General features: G+C 43.1%; 23 protein-coding genes. 18 read left to right on the top strand and 5 right to left on the bottom strand.

The annotated features are described in order from the left end of the window. Positions 1 to 32: 32 nt before the first annotated feature. From C6Y07_RS15435 to C6Y07_RS15445, 3 genes are all read left to right on the top strand, one after another. Positions 33 to 1463 carry a YfcC family protein gene (locus C6Y07_RS15435; RefSeq protein WP_060595483.1) on the top strand — a complete coding sequence of 477 codons (1431 nt, stop codon included), beginning with the start codon at positions 33 to 35 and terminating at the stop codon, positions 1461 to 1463. A 217-nt stretch (positions 1464 to 1680) separates the two neighbouring features. Continuing rightward, positions 1681 to 2628: an L-lactate dehydrogenase gene (locus C6Y07_RS15440; RefSeq protein ID WP_060595484.1), complete on the top strand. Its 948-nt coding sequence runs from the start codon at positions 1681 to 1683 to the stop codon at positions 2626 to 2628. Positions 2629 to 2667: 39 nt separating this feature from the next. After that, positions 2668 to 4290 carry an L-lactate permease gene (locus C6Y07_RS15445; protein WP_106157006.1) on the top strand — a complete coding sequence of 541 codons (1623 nt, stop codon included), beginning with the start codon at positions 2668 to 2670 and terminating at the stop codon, positions 4288 to 4290. Positions 4291 to 4528: 238 nt separating this feature from the next. On the opposite strand, the gene C6Y07_RS15450 is transcribed toward C6Y07_RS15445, so the two are convergent. Beyond that, the gene (locus C6Y07_RS15450; RefSeq protein ID WP_060595486.1) at positions 4529 to 5518 is read right to left on the bottom strand and encodes a LacI family DNA-binding transcriptional regulator; all 990 of its coding nucleotides are present in this window, start codon (positions 5516 to 5518) and stop codon (positions 4529 to 4531) included. 109 nt (positions 5519 to 5627) lie between these two features. Between C6Y07_RS15450 and C6Y07_RS15455 the strand changes: the two genes are divergently transcribed. The 6 genes from C6Y07_RS15455 to C6Y07_RS15485 all read left to right on the top strand — a co-directional run bounded on the left by C6Y07_RS15455 (position 5628) and on the right by C6Y07_RS15485 (position 12027). After that, positions 5628 to 6953, top strand: coding sequence for a DegT/DnrJ/EryC1/StrS family aminotransferase (locus tag C6Y07_RS15455; protein WP_106157007.1), 1326 nt, complete (start codon positions 5628 to 5630; stop codon positions 6951 to 6953). Beyond that, complete coding sequence (locus C6Y07_RS15460; RefSeq protein WP_106072321.1) at positions 6928 to 7794, top strand: HAD-IIB family hydrolase; 867 nt, start codon at positions 6928 to 6930, stop codon at positions 7792 to 7794. The genes C6Y07_RS15455 and C6Y07_RS15460 overlap by 26 nt, the downstream gene beginning before the upstream one ends. Then, the gene (locus C6Y07_RS15465) at positions 7791 to 8837 is read left to right on the top strand and encodes a Gfo/Idh/MocA family protein (protein ID WP_106072320.1); all 1047 of its coding nucleotides are present in this window, start codon (positions 7791 to 7793) and stop codon (positions 8835 to 8837) included. The genes C6Y07_RS15460 and C6Y07_RS15465 overlap by 4 nt, the downstream gene beginning before the upstream one ends. A 54-nt stretch (positions 8838 to 8891) precedes the next feature. Next, the gene (locus C6Y07_RS15470; RefSeq protein WP_106039350.1) at positions 8892 to 10085 is read left to right on the top strand and encodes an MFS transporter; all 1194 of its coding nucleotides are present in this window, start codon (positions 8892 to 8894) and stop codon (positions 10083 to 10085) included. Between the two features lie 111 nt (positions 10086 to 10196). Further along, entirely contained in the window at positions 10197 to 10826 is a 630-nt protein-coding gene (locus C6Y07_RS15475) for a LysE family translocator (RefSeq protein WP_034664197.1), read from the top strand. Positions 10827 to 11268: 442 nt separating this feature from the next. After that, a complete protein-coding gene (locus C6Y07_RS15485; RefSeq protein WP_106037070.1) occupies positions 11269 to 12027 on the top strand; it encodes a YqcI/YcgG family protein in 759 nt (252 codons plus the stop codon). Here C6Y07_RS15485 and C6Y07_RS15490 read toward each other — a convergent pair. Continuing rightward, on the bottom strand, positions 12022 to 13374 hold the full coding sequence (locus tag C6Y07_RS15490; RefSeq protein ID WP_060595492.1) for an amino acid permease: 1353 nt from the start codon (positions 13372 to 13374) through the stop codon (positions 12022 to 12024). The genes C6Y07_RS15485 and C6Y07_RS15490 overlap by 6 nt on opposite strands. Positions 13375 to 13453: 79 nt before the next feature. Here C6Y07_RS15490 and C6Y07_RS15495 point away from each other — a divergent pair, with 79 nt between their 5' ends. The 6 genes from C6Y07_RS15495 (at position 13454) to C6Y07_RS15520 (ending at position 19651) form a co-directional block, all read left to right on the top strand. Beyond that, positions 13454 to 14050, top strand: coding sequence for a DUF1989 domain-containing protein (locus C6Y07_RS15495; protein WP_060595493.1), 597 nt, complete (start codon positions 13454 to 13456; stop codon positions 14048 to 14050). A 198-nt stretch (positions 14051 to 14248) separates the two neighbouring features. Then, the gene (gene nadE / locus C6Y07_RS15500; protein ID WP_034664190.1) at positions 14249 to 15070 is read left to right on the top strand and encodes an ammonia-dependent NAD(+) synthetase; all 822 of its coding nucleotides are present in this window, start codon (positions 14249 to 14251) and stop codon (positions 15068 to 15070) included. Positions 15071 to 15399: 329 nt separating this feature from the next. Beyond that, positions 15400 to 16347, top strand: coding sequence for a dihydrodipicolinate synthase family protein (locus C6Y07_RS15505; RefSeq protein WP_060595495.1), 948 nt, complete (start codon positions 15400 to 15402; stop codon positions 16345 to 16347). Between the two features lie 77 nt (positions 16348 to 16424). Then, positions 16425 to 17432, top strand: coding sequence for a LacI family DNA-binding transcriptional regulator (locus C6Y07_RS15510; RefSeq protein WP_060595496.1), 1008 nt, complete (start codon positions 16425 to 16427; stop codon positions 17430 to 17432). Positions 17433 to 17552: 120 nt separating this feature from the next. Next, complete coding sequence (locus tag C6Y07_RS15515) at positions 17553 to 18929, top strand: MFS transporter (RefSeq protein WP_066031353.1); 1377 nt, start codon at positions 17553 to 17555, stop codon at positions 18927 to 18929. A 164-nt stretch (positions 18930 to 19093) separates the two neighbouring features. After that, complete coding sequence (locus C6Y07_RS15520; RefSeq protein WP_106061718.1) at positions 19094 to 19651, top strand: shikimate kinase; 558 nt, start codon at positions 19094 to 19096, stop codon at positions 19649 to 19651. A gap of 37 nt (positions 19652 to 19688) precedes the next feature. Here the strand turns inward: C6Y07_RS15520 and C6Y07_RS15525 are convergent, their stop codons facing one another. Continuing rightward, entirely contained in the window at positions 19689 to 20462 is a 774-nt protein-coding gene (locus C6Y07_RS15525) for a class I SAM-dependent methyltransferase (RefSeq protein ID WP_106061719.1), read from the bottom strand. 116 nt (positions 20463 to 20578) lie between these two features. Between C6Y07_RS15525 and C6Y07_RS15530 the strand changes: the two genes are divergently transcribed. After that, complete coding sequence (locus C6Y07_RS15530) at positions 20579 to 21478, top strand: LysR family transcriptional regulator (RefSeq protein WP_106061720.1); 900 nt, start codon at positions 20579 to 20581, stop codon at positions 21476 to 21478. Positions 21479 to 21523: 45 nt separating this feature from the next. Here C6Y07_RS15530 and C6Y07_RS15535 read toward each other — a convergent pair whose 3' ends face one another. Further along, positions 21524 to 22309, bottom strand: coding sequence for a carbon-nitrogen family hydrolase (locus tag C6Y07_RS15535; protein WP_060595500.1), 786 nt, complete (start codon positions 22307 to 22309; stop codon positions 21524 to 21526). A 234-nt stretch (positions 22310 to 22543) separates the two neighbouring features. Here C6Y07_RS15535 and C6Y07_RS15540 point away from each other — a divergent pair, with 234 nt between their 5' ends. After that, entirely contained in the window at positions 22544 to 23500 is a 957-nt protein-coding gene (locus C6Y07_RS15540) for an acetylxylan esterase (protein ID WP_060595501.1), read from the top strand. 33 nt (positions 23501 to 23533) lie between these two features. Here the strand turns inward: C6Y07_RS15540 and C6Y07_RS15545 are convergent, their stop codons facing one another. Beyond that, a complete protein-coding gene (locus tag C6Y07_RS15545) occupies positions 23534 to 23848 on the bottom strand; it encodes a hypothetical protein (RefSeq protein ID WP_012008865.1) in 315 nt (104 codons plus the stop codon). 90 nt (positions 23849 to 23938) lie between these two features. On the opposite strand from C6Y07_RS15545, the gene C6Y07_RS15550 reads away from it, so the two are divergent. Then, entirely contained in the window at positions 23939 to 24709 is a 771-nt protein-coding gene (locus C6Y07_RS15550) for a nucleotidyltransferase domain-containing protein (protein ID WP_095285952.1), read from the top strand. The last annotated feature ends 92 nt before the right edge of the window (positions 24710 to 24801 follow it).

A 24801-nucleotide genomic window follows, 5' to 3' on the forward strand; every position in this document is an offset into this window, starting at 1 on the left:
AAATTCCGATCGGGACAAAGGGGTTTTGACACATGAAAACAGCGGCAGTATCAGCACCAGAGAAACAAAAACGAAAACTTCAAATGCCGGATGCGTATGTTCTCTTATTTATCATTGCGCTCATTTGTACCATTGCAACGTATTTTGTACCAGCGGGTGAGTTTGACCGAAAGACATCAGGGGAAATCACAACAGCTGTTCCTGGCAGCTATCACCGCATTGATCAATCACCCGTAAGTCCCGTTGGCTTTTTTACAGCCATTCAGGAAGGGATGGTAGGGTCCTCTTCTATTATTTTTCTCATTCTATTTACTGGCGGAACCATTGCCATTTTGGAGAAAACAGGTGCCATTAACGGAATGATTCACCATGTCATCAGCAGGTTTCAAACGAAGCAATTATTGTTTATTTGTATTGTTGGAGGATTATTTTCGGTGCTTGGAACGACCGGCATTGTCGTGAATTCTGTTATAGGATTTATTCCAATCGGGATTATTGTGGCAAGGTCCTTGAAATGGGACGCTGTGGCAGGAGCAGCGGTCATTTACATCGGCTGTTATGCTGGATTTAACGCAACCATTTTGTCTCCATCTCCACTAGGTTTATCTCAAACGATTGCAGAGCTGCCGATCTTTTCTGGCATTGGCCTGCGTGTCATTATTTATCTTTGCTTTCTTATATCTAGTATTGTGTACATCTATTTATATACAAGACGCCTGAAGAATAAAGAAAAGGGAAGTCTTCTTGGTGATCAATGGTTTCCTGCGAAGGGGCTTGGCGGATCTGATGCAGAATCTGTCGACAAGCCTGCATTTACCGGCAGACATAAGCTGATTTTAGCGGTGTGCGGATTGTCTCTTGGGGGCTTCTTATATGGCGCGCTTCAGCTTGGCTGGACCGATAAGGAAATGGCAGGTGTGTTCATTTTTATGGCCATTGCTGCTGGATTGCTTGGCGGATTAGCAGCCAATGATATTGCGAAAACATTTATTGTCGGCTGTCAAAGCCTTGTGTACGGCGCACTCATTGTCGGAATGGCACGCTGCATTTCTGTCATTTTAGAAAACGGTAAGCTGCTTGATACAGTGGTCAATGGCTTGGCGAGTATGCTGACAGGATTTAGTCCAATTGCTGGTGCGATTGGGATGTATATTGCGAGTGCACTTCTTCACTTTTTGATTTCATCAGGATCAGGAGAAGCGGTTGTCTTTATTCCAATTCTTGCGCCACTGGCTGATTTAATGGGCATCACAAGACAGGTAGCTGTTGAAGCGGTTATGCTTGGCGAAGGGGTGGTCAACTGTATCAATCCGACGTCAGGTGTGTTGATGGCTGTGCTTGCTGCAAGTGGTATTCCTTATGTGAAGTGGCTGCGTTTTATGGTACCGCTTGCGCTCATTTGGTTTGTCATTGGTCTTGTCTTTATTTGTATCGGCGTTATGATCAACTGGGGACCTTATTAAACATGTATAAAGCTGCTGACAATTGTTTGGCAGCTTTTTTCTTGTGGAAATATGCATGGAGACAGCGCTTTGAAAGCACAATAAGTGTGTTCACAAATTCGCTACATATTTTTTTTGAGCAACCCCCTTGCAAAAGTTTGTGAAGTGTTGCACAATAAGAATGTGAAATACTTCACATACGAAAAACAACCTAGTTTTACTCAGGAGGATGAGATAAATGACAAACGAAAAAGTAAACAAAGTAGCACTTATTGGAGCAGGTTTTGTAGGCAGCAGTTATGCCTTTACATTAATAAATCAAGCGATCACAGATGAATTGGTTGTCATCGATTTAAATCAAGATAAAGCAATGGGTGACGTCATGGATTTGAACCACGGGAAAGCATTTGCTCCGCATCCTGTGAATACATGGTATGGAGATTATGAGGATTGTAAGGATGCAGACATTGTATGTATCTGTGCTGGTGCGAACCAAAAGCCAGGTGAAACGAGACTTGACCTTGTTGAGAAAAATTTAAATATATTTAAAGGCATTGTAGACAATGTGATGAAAAGTGGATTCGATGGTATTTTCTTAGTCGCCACGAACCCTGTTGATATTTTGACATATGCCACTTGGAAATTCAGTGGCCTGCCAAAAGAGCGAGTGATTGGCAGTGGAACCACACTTGATACTGCAAGATTTAGATACATGCTCAGTGAGTACTTTGAAGCAGCGGCACACAATGTGCATGCGTACATCATTGGAGAGCATGGGGATACAGAGCTTGCTGTGTGGAGTCATGCGAATATCGGAAGTGTACCCATTACAGAATTAATGAAGAGAAATGATCAATACAAACAAGAAGATTTAGATGAGATGATGGAAAATGTCCGCCATGCCGCTTACCAAATCATTGAGAAAAAAGGCGCCACTTACTACGGCGTAGCGATGAGTTTGGCCCGCATTACAAGAGCGATCCTGCACAATGAAAACAGTATTTTGACCGTCAGCACTTACTTAGATGGAGAGTATGGAGCAGAAGATGTCTACATTGGTGTACCTGCCCTTGTGAATCGAAATGGCGCAACAGAAGTGATGGAGCTTGCACTTAATGATACAGAAAAAGAACAATTCGCACACAGTGTGAATGTGTTAAAAGAGATTTTGGCTCCTCATTTTTAATCAAAAGCAACCTATCTGAGCAGAAAAGGATGAATCACTATGTGGCAGCAAATATATAATCCGTTTGGTAATGAGTTCGTGAGTGCATTGGTAGCAATGCTCCCAATTTTGTTTTTCCTACTTGCATTAACTGTATTTAAGTTAAAAGGTGTTTTAGCCGCTTGTTTTACCTTAATCGTCAGCTTTGTAACAGCTGTTTTCTTCTTTCATATGCCAATTGAAAAGGCATTATCTGCTGTGCTGCTCGGTATATCTAATGGGCTGTGGCCGATTGGATATATCGTCATCATGGCGGTATGGCTCTATAAAATTGCTGTGAAATCTGGTAAATTCGATGTCATTCGTTCTAGTATTGCAGGAATCTCTCGAGATCAACGTCTTCAGCTCTTATTAATTGGTTTTAGTTTTAACGCATTTTTAGAGGGAGCCGCTGGGTTTGGTGTACCGATTGCGATCAGTGCCGCTCTCTTAACAGAGCTTGGGTTTAAACCGCTGAAAGCTGCGATGCTCTGCTTAATTGCCAATGCTGCGTCTGGCGCATTTGGTGCTGTGGGTATCCCAGTCATTACAGGGGCGCAAATGGGCAATATGACGCCGCTTGCGTTATCTCAAACCCTTGTGTATACGATTCCGTTTATTTCATTCTGTATTCCGTTCCTGCTCATTCTCATTGTGGACGGATTCAAAGGGATTAAAGAAACGCTCCCTGCCTTGCTTGTTGTAAGTGGAAGTTATGCCATTTTACAAGCTGTCACAATGGTGACAATGGGTCCTGAGCTTGCCAATATTATTTCAGCCTTAGCAAGTATGGGCATTTTGGCTTTATTTCTTCGAAAATGGCAGCCGAAACACATTTATCGTGAAGAAGGAGCACCAGCCATTGAACAGAAACAAACGTATCGCGGCATTGAAGTACTGAAAGCATGGTCTCCGTTCTATATTTTAACCGCCGTTATTACGGTATGGAGTCTGCCAGCATTTAAAGCATTGTTTGCTGCAGGAGGCCCGCTCAACTGGACGACGATTTTAGTGAAGATGCCGTTTTTGCATCAGCAAATTGTGAAATTACCACCAATTGCACAAACAGAAACACCCATTGATGCAATCTTTAAAATTGATGTCATCAGTGCAACGGGTACTGCCATTCTGATTGCGGTGATGCTGACAGGGTTGTTTAGCAGACATATTACATTAACAGAAGGCGCTGCCTGTTTAAAAGCATCAGTGAAAGAGCTTTGGGTACCTGTTCTTACCATTTGTTTTGTCATGGGCTTTGCCAACTTGGCGAACTTCGCTGGACTAAGTTCAGCCATTGGGCTTGCACTTGCTAAAACAGGCGATTTGTTCCCGCTTGTCAGCCCGGTGCTTGGCTGGATCGGGGTGTTTATTACAGGATCTGTCGTGAGTAACAACGCTTTATTCGGCAACCTTCAAGCGGTCACTGCTTCTCAAATCGGCTCACAGGCAGGTTTGTTAATCGGGGCAAATACAACTGGCGGGGTCATGGCAAAATTAATTTCTCCACAATCCATCGCCATAGCTACAGCAGCTGTTGGAGAAACAGGTAAAGAATCTGAGCTCTTCCAAAAGACCGTGAAGTACAGCTTCATCCTGCTCGGCATTGTGTGTATATGGACATTCATTCTTGCTCAATTTGTATAGGTTTAAAAAAAGACTGAGACAGCTCTCAGTCACAGCGTGTAGATAAACCCTCGCATTCTTTGTCAGGTCTGTGCTCCGGTGCTCACGAATGTAAAATTCGCTCCGCTCCGGTGCTCGCCTTTCCTAGACTGCAAAGGTTTTCTATCACGCTGAAAGAAGGAAGACAAAGGGCTAAAACAAAGATCATTTTAGCCCTTTGTCAACAAAAAAGACTGAGACAGCTCTCAGTCTTTTTTGTTTATGTCGATTCCCTTGTCACAAGCCGGGTAGGCAGATGGATATGTTCACGCTGTAATGGTTTTTGGTCTTGCAGGATCTCGATTATTTGCTGCACAGACCGCTGGCCAAGCTCTACGATCGGGATGTCAATTGTGGTGATTGTTGGAGCTGTCACCTCGCAAATGTCTTGATTGTCATAGCCGATCACCGCTAGATCCTTAGGGATTTGATAACCGTATGAAATGGCCTGTTTAATGAGCCCTGCTGCGACTTGATCATTACCCGTGAAAATGGCATCAGGTGCATTCTTCATGTCATGGATGACATCCATTAAGCGAAAACCGTCTTCAATGGTGAAGGCCTCCCCAAAAAGCCAATCGTCATGCAGCGGCAAGCCGTGTGCAGAAAGTGCATCAAGATAGCCCTGTTTCCTTTGTTTTTGTGCTTCACTGCTTTCAGTATCAAAGCAAAACCCAATCGATCTTCGCCCTGACTGAATCAAGTAGTCAACCGCTTTATAGGCGGCTTCCCGCTCATCGTATCCAATAATCGGGATGTCTGCTGTTTGATGATATTCGTTCGCCATGACAATAGGGCCGTTCGTTAAAAATGGCTCGATCTTTTCCCACGGATTTTCTAATGCCCCTAATATGACCCCATCTACTTCTCTTTTTTTTAATAATTGAAGCCCTTCAAGCTCTAACGATTCCTGATAAAACGTCTGAAGCACGATGGCTTTATAACCTTGATCCAGTACTTCCTTTGATATGCCTTTAATCAATTGTGCAAAAAAAGGATGGTCCACAGCCGGGACAGACACAGCAATGGTTTTTGTCTGATGTGAACGAAGAGTGCGAGCCGCTGAACTTGGTGTATATTCCATTTCTTTCATCACCTGTAAAATAAGCTGACGCTTTTCCTCTGACACATATGGATGATGATTCAGCACTCTGGAAACGGTGGTGGTTGAAACCCCGCAGCGTTTGGCAATTTCATAAATTGTACACATATTAACAAATCCTTTACACAAAGTTATTGTTCTGAAATCGATAACATCATTTACAATGTGAAACAAGTTAAATATTAACAAATGGAATTGATTAATTGGAGGGAATGGAATGCAAATATTGACGAAGATATCAGGTAAAAGCAAGGATTATCTTCCTTTGCTGGATATGATCAATCAAGGTGTTCAAGTAAAGTCTGATTCAGTTGAGAAGCACCTAGCAAATGAAAAGCTGGTGACGTTCCTTGAGCAAGATATAGGGCGCACAGGCTTGGAAAAAATTCTCTTCCATTATAAACAAAATAAGGAAAAAAAGATACCGTTTCTGCCAGTTGATAAACTGATTTCAGAGGATGAGATCGATGATATCATGCAGGTGTTGAAAGAAGTATTGAGTTCTGGCCGTTTTACTTCAGGTCCATATATTCCGGCGTTTGAAAAGCAGCTCGCTGAGTACTTAGGGAAGAAATATGTCATTGCCACGTCAAGTGGAACAGATGCCCTAATGATCAGCCTCATATCAGCAGGCGTCCATCCGGGAGACGAGGTCATTTTGCCAGCGAATAGCTTTGCTGCAACAGAAAATGCAGTGCTTGCGATTGGGGCTGTTCCGGTCTATGCCGATATTGATCCAGATACTTACTGCTTGGCACCGAGTGAAATTGAGAAGCATATCACAGATCAAACGGCATGCATTCTTCCGGTTCATTTATATGGAAAGCAAGCGGATATGAAGGCCATTTCGGCGATTGCGAAACGGCATGGGTTGAAAATCATTGAAGATGGCTGTCAGGCGATCGGCAGCAGCGGCCTTGGTGCATATGGAGATGGACTTGTTCTCAGCTTTAATCCATACAAAAACCTTGGCGTCTGCGGTAAGGCAGGGGCTATCGCCACAAATGATGAAGCCTTAGCGGAAAAATGCATGGAGATCAGCTATCACGGCTTTGAAGTAGGAAAGAAAAATGTCAAACGCAGTGACTATGGATTTAATTCTAAAATTGATAATTTGCAGGCAGCGATCGGACTCGAACGCATGAAGTATTTAGGATTACAAAACTTTAAACGCTTTTACTTAGCAAAGCGATACATTGACCAGCTGCAAACGCTTGAGGAAGAAGGATACTTGAAGCTTCCGAAGCTGACGGATGATCATGTCTGGCATCTGTTCCCGATCAGAGTGCTAAAGGGCGAACGAGATGAGCTTGCAGCGAAATTGCTGGAAATGGGCATAGAAACAGATGTTTATTACCCGATTCTATCGCATCAGCATCAAACAAATCTTGTTTCTCAAAAGTATAAACGTACGACACTTCCACACACGGAAAAAGCAGCACAGCAATTACTTCACTTGCCGCTGTATCCAGGCATGCCGCTGCAAGATCAGGAGAAGGTCATCGAGGGGGTTCATCATGTTATCAAGTCTTCCATTCAATAAAAAGCTGCTGAATAAGCCGGAAAATCCGAAGTGGATCGTCTTCTGTGACTTTGATGAAACCTATTATTCTCACGGAATGACCGATGAGCAGAGAGAGGATGTAAAGCGGCTGGAAGCCTTTGTGGCAGAAAAGAGCGAAGCAGGACAGCTCATGCTTGGCTGGGTCACGGGAAGCAGCCTCGATTCTGTCACAAGTAAAATGGAAAAAGGAGGTTTTCATCAATTCCCGCATTTCATTGCGTCGAACTTAGGAACTGAAATTGTGTATACATCGGAAGCCCGTTTTGGACAGCCAGATGCGGAATGGATGAAGCGGCTGGATGCGCAGGGCTTTTCAGATGAAAAAATTGAAGACATCCTGGAAACCGTACGTGAAAAGGGAATTCATCTCAGACCGCAAACGCAGCTGGGCAGCTCAGGGTATAAGAAGAATTTCTATTATCAGGAGCAGGATGAACGGACAGATCTTCATCATCTATCATTCATCCAAACACTTGCCAAAGAGCGCGGGGTGGCGGTCAACATTAACAAATGCAATCCGCTCGCAGGAGACCCTGCGGATTGCTATGATGTCGATTTTTTACCAGTCGGAACAGGGAAGGATGAAATTGTCCGCTTTATGCTGAACCAATATGATCTATCAAAAGATCAAGGCTTTGCCTTTGGAGATAGTGGGAACGATTTGCGGATGCTTCAATCCGTCACGCATGGTTTCCTCGTCCAAAATGCGACGGCCGAAGCCAAGCGGCACCATCATCAGATTTGTCATCATGGGTATGCAAAAGGAATCTATGAAACACTGAAAACAGTGATGTATAAACATGAGGAGGCACATTCATGAAGAAAATTGGAATTGTTGGAGCAGGGAATATTGCAAAAGCTCATGCAAGAGCATTATCAACAATCAAAGGTGCAGAGTTATCCGGTGTCTATGATTTGCACGAGTCAGTTGCACAGGGATTCATTAAACAGTACGGCGGACGTGTGTATTCAAGTATTGAAACACTAGCAGATGCATCTGATGGGTTGATCATTGCCTCCCCTAATTTTTGTCACAAAGACCATGCCCTTCAGGCACTAAGAGCAGGACAGCCCATTTTATGTGAAAAGCCGATGGCTGTGTCGCTGAAGGAAGCGAAGGAAATGGTGGAGACAGCCAAACAGTTCCAGGTTCAAGCCAGTATGGGCTTTAACTATCGTTACTTATCCTTTGTGAATATTTTGAAGAACTTGATTGCCAATGGTGAATTAGGCCGCATTTTGACCGTCAGGACTCATTTTAAGAAAAACAGTGCCCTCAGAAGAAAGACATTTTCATGGAGAGACGGCGGTGAGAGTCTGCGCACGAGCGGTGCATTAGGGGATCTTGGTATTCATTTAATTGATATGCTGTGGTACTTATTTGGCAGTGACATGAAGAAAGAATCACTTAATACCAAGATGCTGACACATGTAAAGGAAAAAGAAGAGAAAAAGGTGCAGGTGGATGATCATACCGAAATTTTCGGACAGATGGAGAATCAAGTGTTCTTTCACTTGGTCACATCCAAAAGCACGCAGCCTGAGGAATGCGGATTTAGTGTAGAAGTCGTTGGTCATGACAAGGTATTCAAATACCATTCGAACATGAAAAACGAATATGAGATCAGTGATGGATTGTGTGTGGAGCGTCATCAAATGCCGCAAACCCTGCTGACAGATCCGCCAAATGAATTTTACGGATGGTCTGATACGTTCCGTGATCAGCTGATGCACTGGGTGAATACTGATCCATATCCATGTCATATGAAAGTGGCTGATTTTGTAGATGGGTATCGCGCACAGGCTGCGCTCAATACATGCTTCGAGAGGGAAGAGGCTGTCAAGTCTGCCCGGGCATATTAAAGAGGTGGAGCGGAGGATGTCATGACTCCGCTCCTTTTTAGAGGAAGTGAAAAGATGAAAAAAGTATTTTATTTTGGCTGTGTCTTTTATTTTTTTATTGGGACCATTCATGTGTTTTTTGGCAGCTTAACTCCTTATTTACTGTCAAGTTACGATAAGGGTCCCGGGGAATTATCTTCTTTAATCTTTTTTCAGTTTATTGGTTTTTTGACAGGTGTTCTGTTATCCCCCATTCTTGTGAGGAAAAAAGGCTATGGCGCTGTTCTGACCATGGGTCTTTTGCTGATGATCGGGTCACTTCTCCTTGGGCTTTTGGTGCCGGGCTGGACAACACTTGTGCTGGCAGGTTTTTTTCTTGGGAGCGGTGCAGGCAGTCTTGAGACCACAGCCGGAGCTTATGTGATTTCGATGGCAAACAGTGCGAAGCGAATCAGCATCATGGAGGTCTTTTTTGGGTTAGGAGCGCTGTTATTTCCACTTGTGATTCTGCTAACTGTCACTGAACAGACGTGGCACTATGTGTTTTTATTTCAAGTCGGTGCACTGACTTTCTTTCTTATGCTCTGGCTTGCCTTTATGAACAAATTGCCTCGTGGACAGATGGATTCTTCTTCCAATTCCAATGGGATGAGAAAACCGTCCTTACTTGTTGATCGAAACAATCGAATGATTGTGGTGCTCATGATCTGTTTTGCTTTTTTCTACGCAGGGATTGAAACGAACTTTGCGAACTTTTTGCCGTCGATCATGCTGGAAAAAGGGGGAGACAACTGGAGTCTTTTTGCGGTTTCTACCTTTTGGACAGCGATCGTCATTGGCAGAACTGTCATTGCGAGAAAAGCTGATCAGCTGCATCCGCTGCGTTTTTTAAAGCTAAGCGCAGCACTCATGATTCTGCTGCTCGTTGTATTTGCCCTGACAACCCACATCGCCGCGCAGCTGCTTCTCATCTTTTTCATCGGCCTGTGCGCAGCTGGCATGTTCCCAATCGCACTGACTGCATCTGCATTAATGATTGAAAATGCCATCGACGAGGCAACGAGTTACTTTATTGCAGCCGCAAGTTTAGGCGGAGCCTGCTTGTCCTTCTTGATTGGCTTTAGTCTTGAATGGGCAGGAGCAGCAAGTGCCGTCTTTGTTTTCGCCTTCTTAGCTGTTCTTCTGTTTGCAGCTGCGATTCAAATGAATCGTGCTAAGAAAAAGGATACGGTTCTGTCGCAGCAATCGGCGCTGAAAGCCGATCGGTAAGCAATATCCAATGTCTCCTTGAGTCCACCTGAAAAGATACAAAGGACTTGTACTAAAACACAGAACGTTTGAATAATATGTACAAGTCAGCATCAAAAGGAGGACGTCTATGTGGCGGTGTTTTTTGGTTATATCTTTTTAGGGTTGTCACTTTCAGCGCCTGTTGGGCCAGTCAATGCAGCCCAAATCGACAGAGGGATTAAAAGTGGATTTTGGCACGCGTGGATTTTTGGTGTGGGGGCGATGGCCGCGGATATTGTCTATATGCTCCTCATCTATTTTGGTGTCGCCCAGCTTTTGACTGCACCTCTAGTGAAAACCTTTTTGTGGCTGTTCGGCTTTTTTGTTCTGACCTATACGGGCATTGAAAGTCTGCGTAAAATCAATTTGCAGGAGAGCCCGAAAAAGGATGGTGGAAACACTTCGGTTGGTCAGTCGTTCATGACGGGGTTTTTCATTTCTCTTTCCAATCCGCTCAGTATTTTATTTTGGCTTGGCATCTACGGCAGTATTTTGGCTAATACGATTGAAAAGTATGGGGCATCTCAAATGCTGATGTACAGCATGGCTATTTTTATCGGCATGCTGATCTGGGATTTCAGTATGGCGCTTCTTGCTAGTTCGTTTAGGCGCTATTTAAGTGAACGTGTCTTACATGGCTTATCCGTTCTTGCAGGCTTATCTTTACTTGGTTTCGGCGCCTATTTTGGGTATCAAGGGATCATGGCGTTGATTGGGTAGAAAAGCAGACTGATACATTCAGTCTGTTTTTTTTGTAAGGATTGACAGACATAACACATTCTTGAATAATGGTGGGATATTGCCATCTGTATTTTTCTTCCAGTATTCAACTATGTGTGCATGCTGATCTTATCAGTTATCACAGCAACATTGTCTATCTATTTAGCTTTTGCTCAGCCCTCATTTATTGGGTACTTGATTCTGTCTTTTTGATGAAGAACAGATCATAGGAATGATACAAAAGCGCTCTATTAAAAGAAGCAGTTTGACGGCCGCATACACTTGTCTGTTCATGCATCATGGAGTGAAAGACACACATACATGCTCAATTTGAACAAGAACGTCCACCTCTTGAATGCGCAAGGAAAGTCGTTGAAGGACAGTCACCACAGCCTTTTTTTCTCATAGGCTATGGAGAAGACGCTAAAACGAGGTGGAAGAAATGGCCCAATTGTATGCAAAAAGTTGCCTTGATCAAAATCTACGATCACTAGAAGAATGGAAGCAGGATGCTTTTACTCAATTTGGAGAGATGGTAGGAGATGAGGCAGATACATTCCCTTGTGTACCGGGAAGACAGGGGTTTTTTCTCGATCATTTACGCTATGGGTTTGTTGGTGATCCGAGGAAAGAGGAAGCGGTTGATGAATTAGCCCAGCTGCTGAGAGAATATCAAAGCTGTGCGAAAGAAACGGGTCAATATGCTTCATTTATTTGTTTTTTTGAAACACCGCAGGATTTAAAAGAAAGTTCACTTGAACAGTTTGAGCAGCAGTTTTGGTCACTGCTTCAACGACTGCACCAGAAAGATGAAGTGCCATGGCCTGAGGATATTCCACTAGATACTCATCATCATGAGTGGGAGTATTGCTTTCACGGGGAAGCGTATTTTATTTTGTGCTCCACACCGGCTCATAAGCTCAGAAAAAGCCGCCACTTCCCTTATGTCTTGATGGCATTTCAGCCTAGATGGGTGTTTGAGAAATTGAATGGATCGACCAAATTTGGTCAAAAAATGAGCCAGCTCGTTCGCAAGCGGCTCAAAGCGTATGATGAGGTCAGCGTTCACCCATCATTAAAATGGTACGGTGATCCGACCAATCATGAATGGAAGCAATACTTTCTCCCAGATGAAGAGGCGGAGAAACCAGCCTCCGCCAAATGTCCTTTTACTGCATTAAAAAACATGATGAAATTATGATGCGGTCTGATCCTGCTGCTTCCACTTTTTTCTCATAAATAGCACCATGATGGCAATCACTGCAATGATCCCAAGGCTGATAAAAAAGCCAGGTCGTCCGCTTGCCTCTGTTAAAGTGCCTGAAATGGCGGCTCCAATCAAGAGAAGCGCAAGAATCATTTCGCACGTTTGGCGAGTGGATGGCTTTGATAGCTTTTTACTTGAGAACAGAATGAATACCCATGTGTACAGAAGGGTAAGGCCGGCTGCTGTTGTGAGATGCTCGTAGATGTGTTTAGACAAAAAGAGCGCAAGCAAAATCGAGACAATTAAGCCAGCAGCAGTTAAGATAATCGAAGGCCATCCGACATGAGTTGGGTCTTTTTGTTTAAAACAAGCAGGTGCATCTTGATGCTCCGACATTGAGCCAAGCAGTGTCGTGACCGCATAAAGAGAGGCAACCAATGTCGAAAAGCCGGCAATAATGAAGATGCCATTAAAGATATGAAGAAAGATCGATAAATGAAACGGCTCCAATGATGTAATAAATGGACTGCTGTTCTTGTCAAAGGCGGTTACTGGGACAAGCAAGAGAGCAAGTCCAATTGAGACGATATAGATGACCGCTAGAATGATCAGCATGACGCGTCCAGACTTTGCCGCATCCTTCGGGTCCTTTAAATGAACCGCCATCAGCCCCATGACTTCAATTCCCCCAAATGCATAAAACGCGTAAATCAATCCATTCCAAAGACCAAGCGGACCGAGGGGCATCCATTCGTGATCTTTGTTTGGCAGATGCAGGGTCGGTTTATGATCTGTCAGAATGCCGAATAACACAAGCACAGCAAGGATCATAAATAGAAAAATCGCCGCTGTCTTCAGTACTGCAAGGACATTTTCTGTCTTTTGAAAAGAAGAAAGCCCTATGATAATCACGAGCAGGGCAAGAGCGGAATAAATCGCAGAAAACACCCAGAGCGGAACAGATGGAAACCAGTGGCGGGTAAAAAGAGAAATCGCTGTTAACTGACTTCCCGTAATCAACATTTCTGCAAACCAATACACCCAGCCATTGCTAAACCCTGCCCAGCGTCCATATGCTTTACGAGCATAGGAACAAAATGACCCTTTATCAGGGTTATCGGCTGTCATCGCAGCCAAATGCTTAAAGACGAGATAGGTTCCGACCGCAGCAAGCAAAAAAGAAATGCAGACGGAAAAACCGGACTTTGTAATGGCAATGCTGGAACCAAGGAAGAAACCAGTGCCAATTGTACAGCCGACTCCGATGAGAGAAAGCTGCCACCAAGATAAAGTTTGTTCTTCTTTCAATGCATGTGCAACACCTTTCGATTTCAATGACATTAGCTTGTGACCGCCGTCTTTTTTTATACATGATCAAGGGGACGTTTTGGGCATACTGACATGGAAAGGAGTGCATGTGATGAACGGAGAATATGTCATTTTACCAAAGGATGGACACGGCTTTCGCTTAGGAAAAGGCCAATGTATGCGGGTCGTTGATATTGAAGGTCAGCAAGTAGCAGATGTCATGGCCTATCATGAAAAGGATTTTTATGAAAAATTTGACCAAGGCGCGACAATGGACAGCCTATTTTCGTCAAAAGTGAAAAAAGGGGATAAGCTCTATTCTAATTTATATAAACCGATGTTTACGGTCATTGAAGACACAGTCGAATGCCATGATTTATACATGCCCGCCTGCCGGCAAGAAATGTATCAGCTTTTATACGGACGGACGCATTTAGAGGTCATGCATACATGCTACGATAATTTGCGGACTGCCTTTGAGCCATTTGGGATTCCTAAGGAGGATATGTACTATCCTTTTAATGCCTTTATGAATACAGTCATTGATGAAAAAGGAAAACTGTCTGTGGAGCTCCCAAAATCTCTTCCCGGTGATTACATTCGTCTGCGAGCCGAAATGGATCTCATTGTGGCCGTATCCGCATGTCCTTCTGATATTGGGAATTGTAATGGCGCAAGCTGTACATCTATACGGGTAGAAATTGATTGAAAAAGAAAAGGGCCAGTCCATATAGACATGGTCTTTTTCTTTTGTGAATGTTTGATCATTAATGAAATAGGGGAACGTCTAACAAAATGTTCTTCCTGAAAACATGGTATAATGAAGACTTAAAAAACGTTGTCAAACCAATGAATTCAGAGTAAAACCTGTTCTCTTCATGTAGAGGATGCTTAGGAGGAAAAGTGTATGAGTTTGCAGAAAAAGATCAGCCAAGAGTTGCATGTGCAGCCCTCAATTGACCCAAAGCAGGAGATCGAAAAGCGGGTTGGATTTCTAAAGGAATACTTGAAAAAAACTGGCGCAAAAGGATTCGTCCTCGGCATTAGCGGCGGACAGGATTCAACGCTCGCTGGCCGTCTTGCACAGCTGGCTGCATCTGAGCTGCGTCAAGAAGGAAAAGAAGAGGCAGTCTTTATTGCGGTGCGCCTCCCGCACGGTGTGCAGCAGGATGAAGATGATGCACAGCTCGCTTTATCATTTATTCAGCCGGACAAGTCGTGGAAATATGATATTGCGCCTGCCGTGACGGCATTTAGTGAACAATATCAAAAGGACACAGGCGGCCCGTTGTCTGACTTTAATAAAGGAAATGTCAAAGCACGTATGAGAATGATCGCGCAGTATGCTGTCGGAGGAGAAGAAGGATTGCTTGTCATCGGTACAGATCATGCAGCTGAAGCAGTAACCGGCTTCTTCACGAAGTATGGCGATGGCGGTGCAGATGTTCTTCCGCTCACAGGTCTGACGAAACGCCAAGGCCGGATGCTGCTAGAAGCGCTGCAAGCACCTGAGCGCCTATACTTAAAGAAACCGACAGCGGATCTGCTTGATGACAAACCTCAGCAAACGGATGAAACAGAACTTGGCATTACGTACAATGAAATTGATGATTACTTAGAAGGTAAGCCAGTGTCAGATCAAGCAGCAGAAGCGATTGAAAAGCGCTATGTTCAATCAGAGCATAAACGCCAAGTACCAGCTTCCATGTTTGATGACTGGTGGAAATAAGAAAATGCAAGAGACCTCTCCTGTGATGGAGAGGTTTTTTATAGTAAAAATACTGTTTGGAAAATATAAAATTATTTATAATGGTCTCTTATTGAATATGTATTTAGGATGATAATCAGCAACTTTAACCAGCAGATATTGCTTAATCATTTAAGAAATAAAACAAACCTATATTATTTACTAGAAAAATGAAATTGATTGTATTTTTATTTGAATAATAAAAATTTTCTAAAAATTTAGTTGACAATCTCCGTTATGTCATTTTATGATTGTTTACGTAAACGCTTACCGTAAACGTTTACTATAATCGAAAGGGGAGGAATTTGTTGATGAAAAATAAAGAAAAATGGAGCGGTGTATTCCCGGCTGTCTTAATTCCTTTTAAAGATGACTATTCAATTGATGAACCTGCTTTTCGTAAGCTTGTCCGTTGGGTGGCGGAGCACAAAGGGATTAACGGTATCGTTGTCAATGGACATACTGGCGAGATTATGACTTTACTGCCACATGAACGAGCTGAGGCTGTGCGCATTGCAGCCGACGAATTAAAAGGGGAAGTACCTGTCATTTCTGGGGTTTCTGCTGAAGGGACAATTGAAGCGATCCAACATGCAAAAGCCGTTGAAGAAGCTGGCGGAGAAGGTATACTTCTCATGCCGCCACATTCATGGCTAAGATTCGGTATGCAGCCTGAGTCACCTGTCCAATTCTTTAAAGAAGTTGCAGAAGCGATTGACATTTCAATCATCGTACATCAATATCCAACTTGGACAAAAACCTCATATACAACCAATCAATTACTAGAAATGTCGGAAATTGAGAATGTTGTCTCGTTTAAAATTGGTCAAAGAGACATGGCACAATACGAGGTCGATGTGCGGGCATTGAAAAAACATGCACCAGATGTATCGTTACTCACATGTCACGATGAATATTTATTGCCAACATTAATTCAAGGGATTGATGGAGCACTTGTAGGTTTCGGCTGTTTTGTGCCAGATTTGATCGCTGAACTTGTGAAATGTGTGGAAGAAAAAGATCTTGTAGCGGCCAATAAAGTTTACGATAGAATCTTCGAATTAAAGCATGCTGTGTATAAAATGGATGAACCTTCATCTACCTCTCATCTGCGAATGAAGGAAGCGATGTACCAGCGAGGTCTAATCAGTAGTTCGCTTGCTAGGAAGCCGGTCTTACCTTTAACTCATAAGGAGAAAGAAGAGATTCGCCAGGGCCTTCAAAGTGTTGGTTTGCTTAAGGAAAACGTCAGTAGATAACAGACCATTAATTTCATGATGAAGGTGAGTCAGGTTATAATAGAGGACAAAACAACAGACTCCCGGAGGTATGAAATGTGTCAGTAAGTATTAAAGATGTAGCATTGAAAGCTGGAGTGTCTATAGCATCTGTTTCCCGAGTATTAAGTGGTAAACCAGGAGTAGGTGCTCAAACGGCTGAAAGAATCAAACAAGTAATTGATGAATTAGGCTATCGTCCTAATTTAGGAGCTAGAGGGCTCGTCAAAAGGAAGACTGGGAATATAGCTGTAGTGGTTCCGCGTGGTTCATATATTTTGAATAATCCATTTTTTTCAACGATTCTAGATGGAATAGCGAAGGAATTAGATGAGACGGAATTCAATATGTTGATGTCGTTTACATCTGTACAACAGCAGCGATTACTTGAAACGCAGGCAGTAGATGGAGCCATTCTATTTTCACCAAGAAATGAAGAACTAAGCATGGATTGGTTAAAAAGTTTAGCCATTCCCATTATAGTTGTCGGAAGTTATCTAGAGGATTCTCCATTTCCATGTGTCAGGCCAGATGATGAAGAAGGTGTGTGTCAATCAATAACGGCCTTATTTGATAAAGGTCATCGAACCATTGGGCTGGTCAATGGTCCAATGAGTTCGATGCATAGTGTGAGGTATTACAAGGGATATGAGCGCACACTTAAAAATTTAGGGTTAACAATAAACAAAGAACTTGTGTTTGAGTTAGATGAATTTGATGGGGGAAAAGTAGTAGAAGTGGTTTCTCAATTTCTCCAAGGAAACCAGCACATGACTGGAGTTGTTTGCTCTTCAGATTTTTTGGCGATGGGGGTCATGAAAGCGGCAAATAACGCAAATGTGTCAATACCTCATGATTTGTCTGTCGTTGGTGCCGATGATGTGCCCATTGCAAGTTTTCTAACCCCTTCTTTATCTTCAGTTCATGTTGATTTAGTTGGAATGGGAAGAAAAGCTGTTTCTTTACTAACACAGTTATTGGAAGGAGAACAGTTAGATGCGATGGAACATATCTTCCCTATGTACTATATAGACCGGGGCACCACGGGAACGCCAAAAAAGAAATGATAGATGCTGAAAACTCGTATGAACGCTTTAGAATGTCTATTGGTTTAAAATGTAAGCGATTTCTTTAGCGCTCTTCGGCATGTACTTTTGCATCATTTCCTCTAATAAGGAGGAGATACCATGACGTTAGAACTCAGCGGAAATCCAAATTCTCATGATGGGCAAGTTGTTGATAGAGCTTCACAACTATTGACTAGAATGGAAAGTGTACCTTTTTCTAGATGGCATTTAAAACCTCGTATCATTATGGGATCTGCTACTTTTTTTGATGCTTTTGATGCTCTATCTTTAGCGTTTGTTCTCCCAGTTCTCATCGGAATGTGGAGTTTATCACCTGCTCAAATTGGTCTTCTTATTGGGTCTGGTTATATAGGACAAGCGATTGGTGCTATTTTCTTTGGCTGGTTAGCAGAAAGGCGCGGCCGTGTATTTAGTGCAAAGTGGACTGTACTCCTCATGTCCGTCATGAGTATTGCATGCGTGTTTTCAGGTAATTTTATGGCCCTGTTTATTTTTCGTTTTATACAAGGGATTGGGGTAGGAGGAGAGGTGCCGGTAGCAGCCTCATATATCAATGAGCTGTCCCGGGCTCAAGGGAGAGGCAGATTTTTTATGCTTTATGAGATGATTTTTCCTTTAGGATTAATGATCTCAGCTCAAATAGGCGCATTTGTTGTACCTAGCTTTGGGTGGAAGTGGATGTTTTTGATTGGGGGCATTGGAGGTTTAATCGTCTTTGTATTCTTTTTCATGTTGCGCGAATCTCCAAGGTGGCTTATTTCGAAAGGCAGGTTAGATGAAGCCGAAAGAATTATTGAAGAAATTGAAGCTAGTACTGACAAACGAATGCCTGTAGCAAAGCAAGTATCTAGCAGTACTGAAAAAGGCGACTGGAAAGAGCTTTTTTCAACTTTTTATCGTAAAAGAACATTGATCGTATGGGGACTATGGTTTTCTGCCTACTTTGTTTCGAATGGTTTAAATAACTGGTTACCGAGTCTTTATAATACTGTTTACAATTTGCCAGTTGGAGATTCATTAAGGGCAGCATCTCTAACAAATATTTTACAGACCATAGGGGTATTCGCTTGTGCATTTTTAATTGATAAAGTAGGACGAAAGCGCTGGGCAACCATTGCATTTATTGTAACAGGTGCTTTATTAACTGCTTTATGGATCAGCGGAGCTAATTCTCCAGAAAGTGTTATATATTTAGGGTCCGCTGCTTACGGAATGATGGGGACAATTACAGTTCTTCTCTATCTATATACACCCGAAATTTATCCAACACGTATGAGGGTGATTGGAACGGCATTTGCTACAGCGTGGCTTAGGCTGGCCTCAGCGATCGCTCCTATTATGATAGGCTTTATTTTAGAGGTAAGCGGTGTTTCAACTATTTTTATTCTTTTCGCAAGTGTGACTGTAGTGGGAGCAATTCTTGCTTTTAAAATGATCGAAACGCGCGAGAAAGTATTAGAGGATATTGCACCGTGAGTTACGCACGCAGTGAAGAACTTATTCCAAAGAGGGTAGGTTCTTTTTTCTATGCAGATGATCTACGTACAATTTTTCAAATTGCCTATCTTTTCGCGCGCCATTTATCATATAATAGATACATTATGTAGCATTCCTTGTCGTAAGGAGGACGTGTCACGAATATGAAAAACAATAGAGAAATCCCTGTGAGACAGCGAAATATTGTCCTCATTGGCTTTATGGGTGTTGGGAAAACAACCATTGGGCAGCTGGTTGCCAAAAAGCTATATAGAGATTTTATTGATGTGGATCAGGAGATTGAGAAAAAGTATAACATGACGATTCCAGATATCTTTCAGCAAAAAGGAGAAGCATTCTTCAGGCAGGCTGAAAAAGATTATATCGTCGATTTATGTGAACATACGCAGCTAAAGATCGTTTCTCTTGGAGGCGGCGCATTCAAACAGGAAGAAATCAAACGCGCCTGCTTGAGGCATTGTACGGTTCTTTTCCTTGATTTATCTTGGGAGAATTGGAAACAGCGGCTTGATATTTTAATTGAAAACCGCCCTGTTCTTCACAACCGGACGCTCGATGAGATGAAAGAGCTGTTTGAAGAGCGCCGGGAAATATATGCCCTTCATAACTCAAGAGTCGAAACAGATCATCTAGAAGCTGAGGAAGTCGCCAATTATATTGTGGACACACTCAAGCTTGGCTGGGATTTATACTCGAAATAAAAAAGTCTACCAACGAGGGTAGACTTTTTCTATAAGTTCAATTCTTCATTCCTTGAATGAGTGCAGCTTTTAAACAGAAGGAAATAGGCTGCTGCTGTGCATCGAATTGAAGTTGAAACAGCTGCTTTGTATCAGGGTCTGCGGATTGAAGATGGGTAACGATCTCTTTTTGAACATTCTCTGGTGTGCGTCCACGCATCATCCAGTCCTGATAATCAATTTGCAGATCCCAGTAACGCTTTTCTTTTTGAGTCAGTTGGTTGGCAGCGAAGAGCTCTTTCCATTCTGATAACGAGTTTTCTCGCACATGAGAAGGATCTCTGAGTCTATTTAAGTGATTAATGAATGAATCCTGTGCAGTGTTTTCGGGTGCGTAATGATCGACGAGCAGGAATGTGCCGCCTTTTTTTAAGACACGGCTGATTTCAGACATGGCTGCCGGAAGGTTTGGAAAGTGGTGAGCGGCAAAGCGGCACGTCACGATGTCAAATGATTCATCAGCGAAGGGCAGTGCTTCTGCGGCTGCCCGCTCAAAAGTAATATGTTTCAGTTGGCGTTCTTCCGCAAGTGCTGCTGCAACCTCGATCATTTTTTGCGTGACATCAATGCCGATTCCTTTAGAAATGATATCTGAAAAGGAAAAAACGGTATGTCCTGCCCCGCAGCCGATATCAAGTAAATGCTCGTGACTCTTCGTATTGGCTGTTGCTTTCATCCATTCCAGCTCTTCTCCGGCTGCAAATATAGGTGAATCTCGATAGTTCTCGGCATTTTGTGAGAATTGGTTTTCGGCTTTAGCATATGGATTCATTTCTTCTCCCCCTTTGTTGTCTCTTTATCGTAAAATTCATTTTGTTATTTGTCTAAGACATAAAAGATATGACATGAATAGTTAAAACCTATGAGGTGATGAAAGTGGATATACGAATGATGGAATATGTCATGGAAGTGTACCGGCAGAAAAGTTTTACAAAAGCAGCGGATCAACTTCACATTGCACAGCCTTCTTTAAGCCAACAAATGAAGAAGCTGGAAGAGGAATTAGACACACCCCTCTTTATTCGAAAGTATGGACAAGTCACGCCCACACCTCAAGGGAGTCGATTCATTAAAAGGGCTGAGAACATTTTGAAGGAAAGAGATGATTTGCTGCGTGAAATGGGAGAAGCAGCTTATGAGGTGGGGAAAGAGCTGAACATTGGAGCGCCAGCAGTCACAGGGGGCTATGTCTTGCCCGGTTTATTAAAAACCTTTTGTCGAACGTATCCTCATGTTCACGTTCAACTAATAGAAGAATCACCTCGTGAGCTAGAAAAACTTCTATTGGCTGGAAAGCTGGATTTGGCTATTTTATCTATGCCTGTCGAGCATGAATCATTGAAAACGAAACACATGCTGACAGAGCCGCTTCTTCTCGCAGTTCCGCAAACTGCCCAGCCCTGGTCAACAGATGAATTGAACGAAATCATCAATCAAGCAGATCAGAAAGGGTCTGTTCCGTTTCGCCTTCTGGAAGACGCCGCATTTATTATGTTGAAAGAGGGATATGGCTTTCGGCAAGTGGTCATGGAACTATGTCTTCATCATGGTTTTCAGCCGAAGATTACCTTTGAAACAAGTCATATTCAAACAGCGCAGGCATTGGTCAAAAATGGACTAGGTGTGACAGTTGTGCCGAAAATGGTGGCACAAGAGGAATGGAACGAAGTCACTTATTTGAAAATTGATTCATGCCCAACCCGCACTCTTGTGTTTGCATATGTGGAAGAAAGGTATTTAACGAAAGCCGCTCAAGCCCTAATGGACCTTTACCAGAATCAAGCTTAAACAAACGTTTAATTAAATGCAAAAAGCAGGGGAGCACCCTGCTTTCTAATAGATATCCAGACGCTGATCCGTCATCACAGGAATTTGCTGTCTCACTTCATCCACTAGCTGAAGATCAATTTCCGCATAATAAATGTCTTCCTCATGGCTTGTTTCAAGCAGAATACGGCCAAGTGGATCAATCACCATGGAGTGGCCAGGGAATTCAGTGTCTCTGCTTGTGCCTGTTCTGTTAACAGCAATCATAAATGACTGGTTCTCAATCGCTCTTGCGATGAGCAGGCAACGCCAATGATCCACTCTTGCTGACGGCCATTGCGCCGTATTGATGAGCACTTTCGCCCCTTTGTTTACAAGTGTTCTGGAAAGCTGCGGAAAGCGAAGGTCGTAGCAGATCATCGCACCGATCTTCACATCCTCATCATAGTCAAATAAACCAAGCTGATCACCAGCTGTTAAATAGTTGTGCTCATCCATTAAGCGGAATAAGTGAATTTTATCATAATCCACTAAGAGCTCACCTTGGCGGTTAAAGACATACATCGTGTTGGTGATGTTGTCATCTTCTGTGCGCTTGTTCAATACACTTCCTGCGATGAGAACCACTTGGTGTTTGCGGGCAAAGGAAGAGAAGAGCTGTTTTGTGCGTTCACCGTTTACATCTGCAAGCTGCTCGGCTTGTTCAAGATCGTAACCGGTATTCCACATTTCGGGTAAAATGATCAGATCAGGCTGCTGATGGATGGCTTCTTCTAAAAACGCTTCTGCTTTTTGAAAGTTCACATTAGGTTCTCCAATTTGTACGTCCATTTGGACAAGGGCGATTTTCATACAGGTTCCTCCTTTATGCGATGGTGTAAATGTGAAAATCCATGAATGTCTATCAATTTGTTTTGCCTGAGAACATCTATTCTTCAAGCCAGTTTCTTTATCATAAAGGTTTCAATCCTCTTTGCCAATAGAAATGTCAGAAGGTTTTGTCTTTTGTAGTGAAAATGACTTTCTAAGTCAAGAAAACAGTGATATGATACTCATAACTAATAAAACAAAGGGGAATAGTATGGTATGCAATTGTTCGATTTACCACTAGAAGAGCTAAAAGTATATAAACCGAAGAAAACAGCACGACCTGATTTCTCAGACTTTTGGAAGGCGTCGCTCGAAGAACTGCGCCAAGTGGAGGCAGAGCCAGCACTTGAACCTTATGGCTATCCAGTGAAAGGCGTTAAGGTGTACCGCCTGACGTATCAAAGCTTTGGTCATTCTCGAATTGAAGGCTGGTATGCGGTACCAGATCAAACAGGTCCGCATCCAGCGCTCGTTCGTTTTCATGGCTATAATGCCAGCTATGACGGCGGCATTCACGACATCGTCAACTGGGCACTGCATGGCTATGCGACATTTGGTATGCTCGTCCGCGGTCAAGGCGGCAGTGAAGATAAGACAGTGACACCAGGCGGGCAGGCTTTGGGATGGATGACAAAAGGCATTTTATCGAAGGAGACCTACTATTATCGAGGTGTTTATTTAGATGCGGTTCGTGCACTCGACGTTATTCAGTCATTTCCGGAAGTGGATGAACACCGTATCGGCGTGGTGGGTGGAAGCCAGGGAGGTGCACTGGCGGTTGCAGCTGCGGCACTTTCAGACATTCCAAAGGTCGTCGTGGCAGATTATCCTTACTTATCAAATTTCGAGCGTGCAGTGGATGTGGCATTGGAGCAGCCTTATTTAGAAATCAATTCATACTTTCGAAGAAACAGTGATCCAGAAGCGGAAGAAAAGGTATTTGAGACATTGAGCTACTTTGATTTGATCAATTTAGCCGAATGGGTGAAACAGCCCACATTGATGGCCATCGGTCTGATCGACCAAATCACCCCGCCATCTACTGTGTTTGCGGTATACAACCATTTAGAAACAGATAAAGATTTAAAGGTGTATCGCTACTTTGGACACGAGTACATCCCGGCTTTTCAAACAGAGAAGCTTGCCTTCTTACAAAAGCATTTAAGGATCTAAAAGAAAAGAGGCCGCTCTAGGAGGGCCTCTTTTTTAATAGCTCGTATTCTGTCTCGTTTTTTCATCAGGCACTAACGCAGTGATAATCAGGGCAAGGGCAGTGATGATATGAAGAATGAATCCGAGAATTGGAATCCAAGCAAGGCAGGATGTGACAATTCCGATGATGCTTCCAATCATTGGTCCCTGGTCTCGCTTCGATAAGACGAGTGTGATAATATGCAGAATAAGCATGACCATGAGCGGTGAATAGCCATTGCTGATAACGAATAGACCTCCGATCACAGGGATGGCAAGGCAGGCTTCAAAAATCCCGGTGATCCATTTCATAATGCGAGATATAGACATCAGATCCAACTCCTTTTTTATATGTCTTATTCGTATTTTCCCAAAACGTGAAGAAGTCATGCAGAATTCTATAGAAAGAGTTGATGGATGTTGAGAGAGAGAATCAAGGAAGAGCTGAAAATCATCGAAGAAACGTATGACGTAAAGATTTGCCTCGCCGTTGAATCAGGCAGCAGGGCATGGGGATTTCCCTCGACTGATAGTGATTATGATGTTCGTTTTTTATATGTTCCCCGGAAAGAATGGTATTGGGCGATGGAAGAGCATCGTGATGTCATTGAACGGCCGATTGATGACGTGCTTGATATCAGCGGCTGGGAGCTTAGAAAGGCACTTCGCTTATTCAATAAATCAAATCCATCCATCATGGAATGGCTATCTTCTGACATCATCTATGCTGAATCTTTCTCTTTAGCAAAGCAGCTAAGAGAATTAAAGGATCGAGCGTTTTATCCTGCAGCATTGATGTATCATTACCTCAATATGGCGAAGCGGAATGAAAGCCGGCATTTACGAGGGGAGCAGGTGCGAATCAAGAAGTATTTCTATGTGCTTCGTCCGCTATTTGCCTGTCAGTGGATTGAACGCTACCGGACGGTTCCGCCGATGGACTTTCATGAACTGCTCGAGGAGCTAGTGGAGGAAGGCCCGCTTTTAACAGAAATTCACGAGCTGCTCAAACGTAAAATGGACGGAGAGGAAATGGATGTAGAGAACCGTCTCGCCTATGTCCATCCATTCATCGACAAAGAGCTGGCGCGTTTTGATGAATTGGTGAAAAGCTACAATCAGCCGAAAGACAATCTCACGCAAGAATTAAATGAGCTGCTGCAGTCTACCCTTGATGAGGTGTGGGCGTAGGAGGGAAGAGCCAGCCGGATAGCGGCAGGCTCTTTTTTAACTCTTATTGTGATAAAACCACAAAAAAAGTCAGAATTTTTGTCATCTTCAAA

Origin of the sequence: Bacillus sp. LNXM12-1, assembly GCF_003004375.1 — a bacterium.
Classification (GTDB): Bacteria; Bacillota; Bacilli; order Bacillales; family Bacillaceae; genus Bacillus.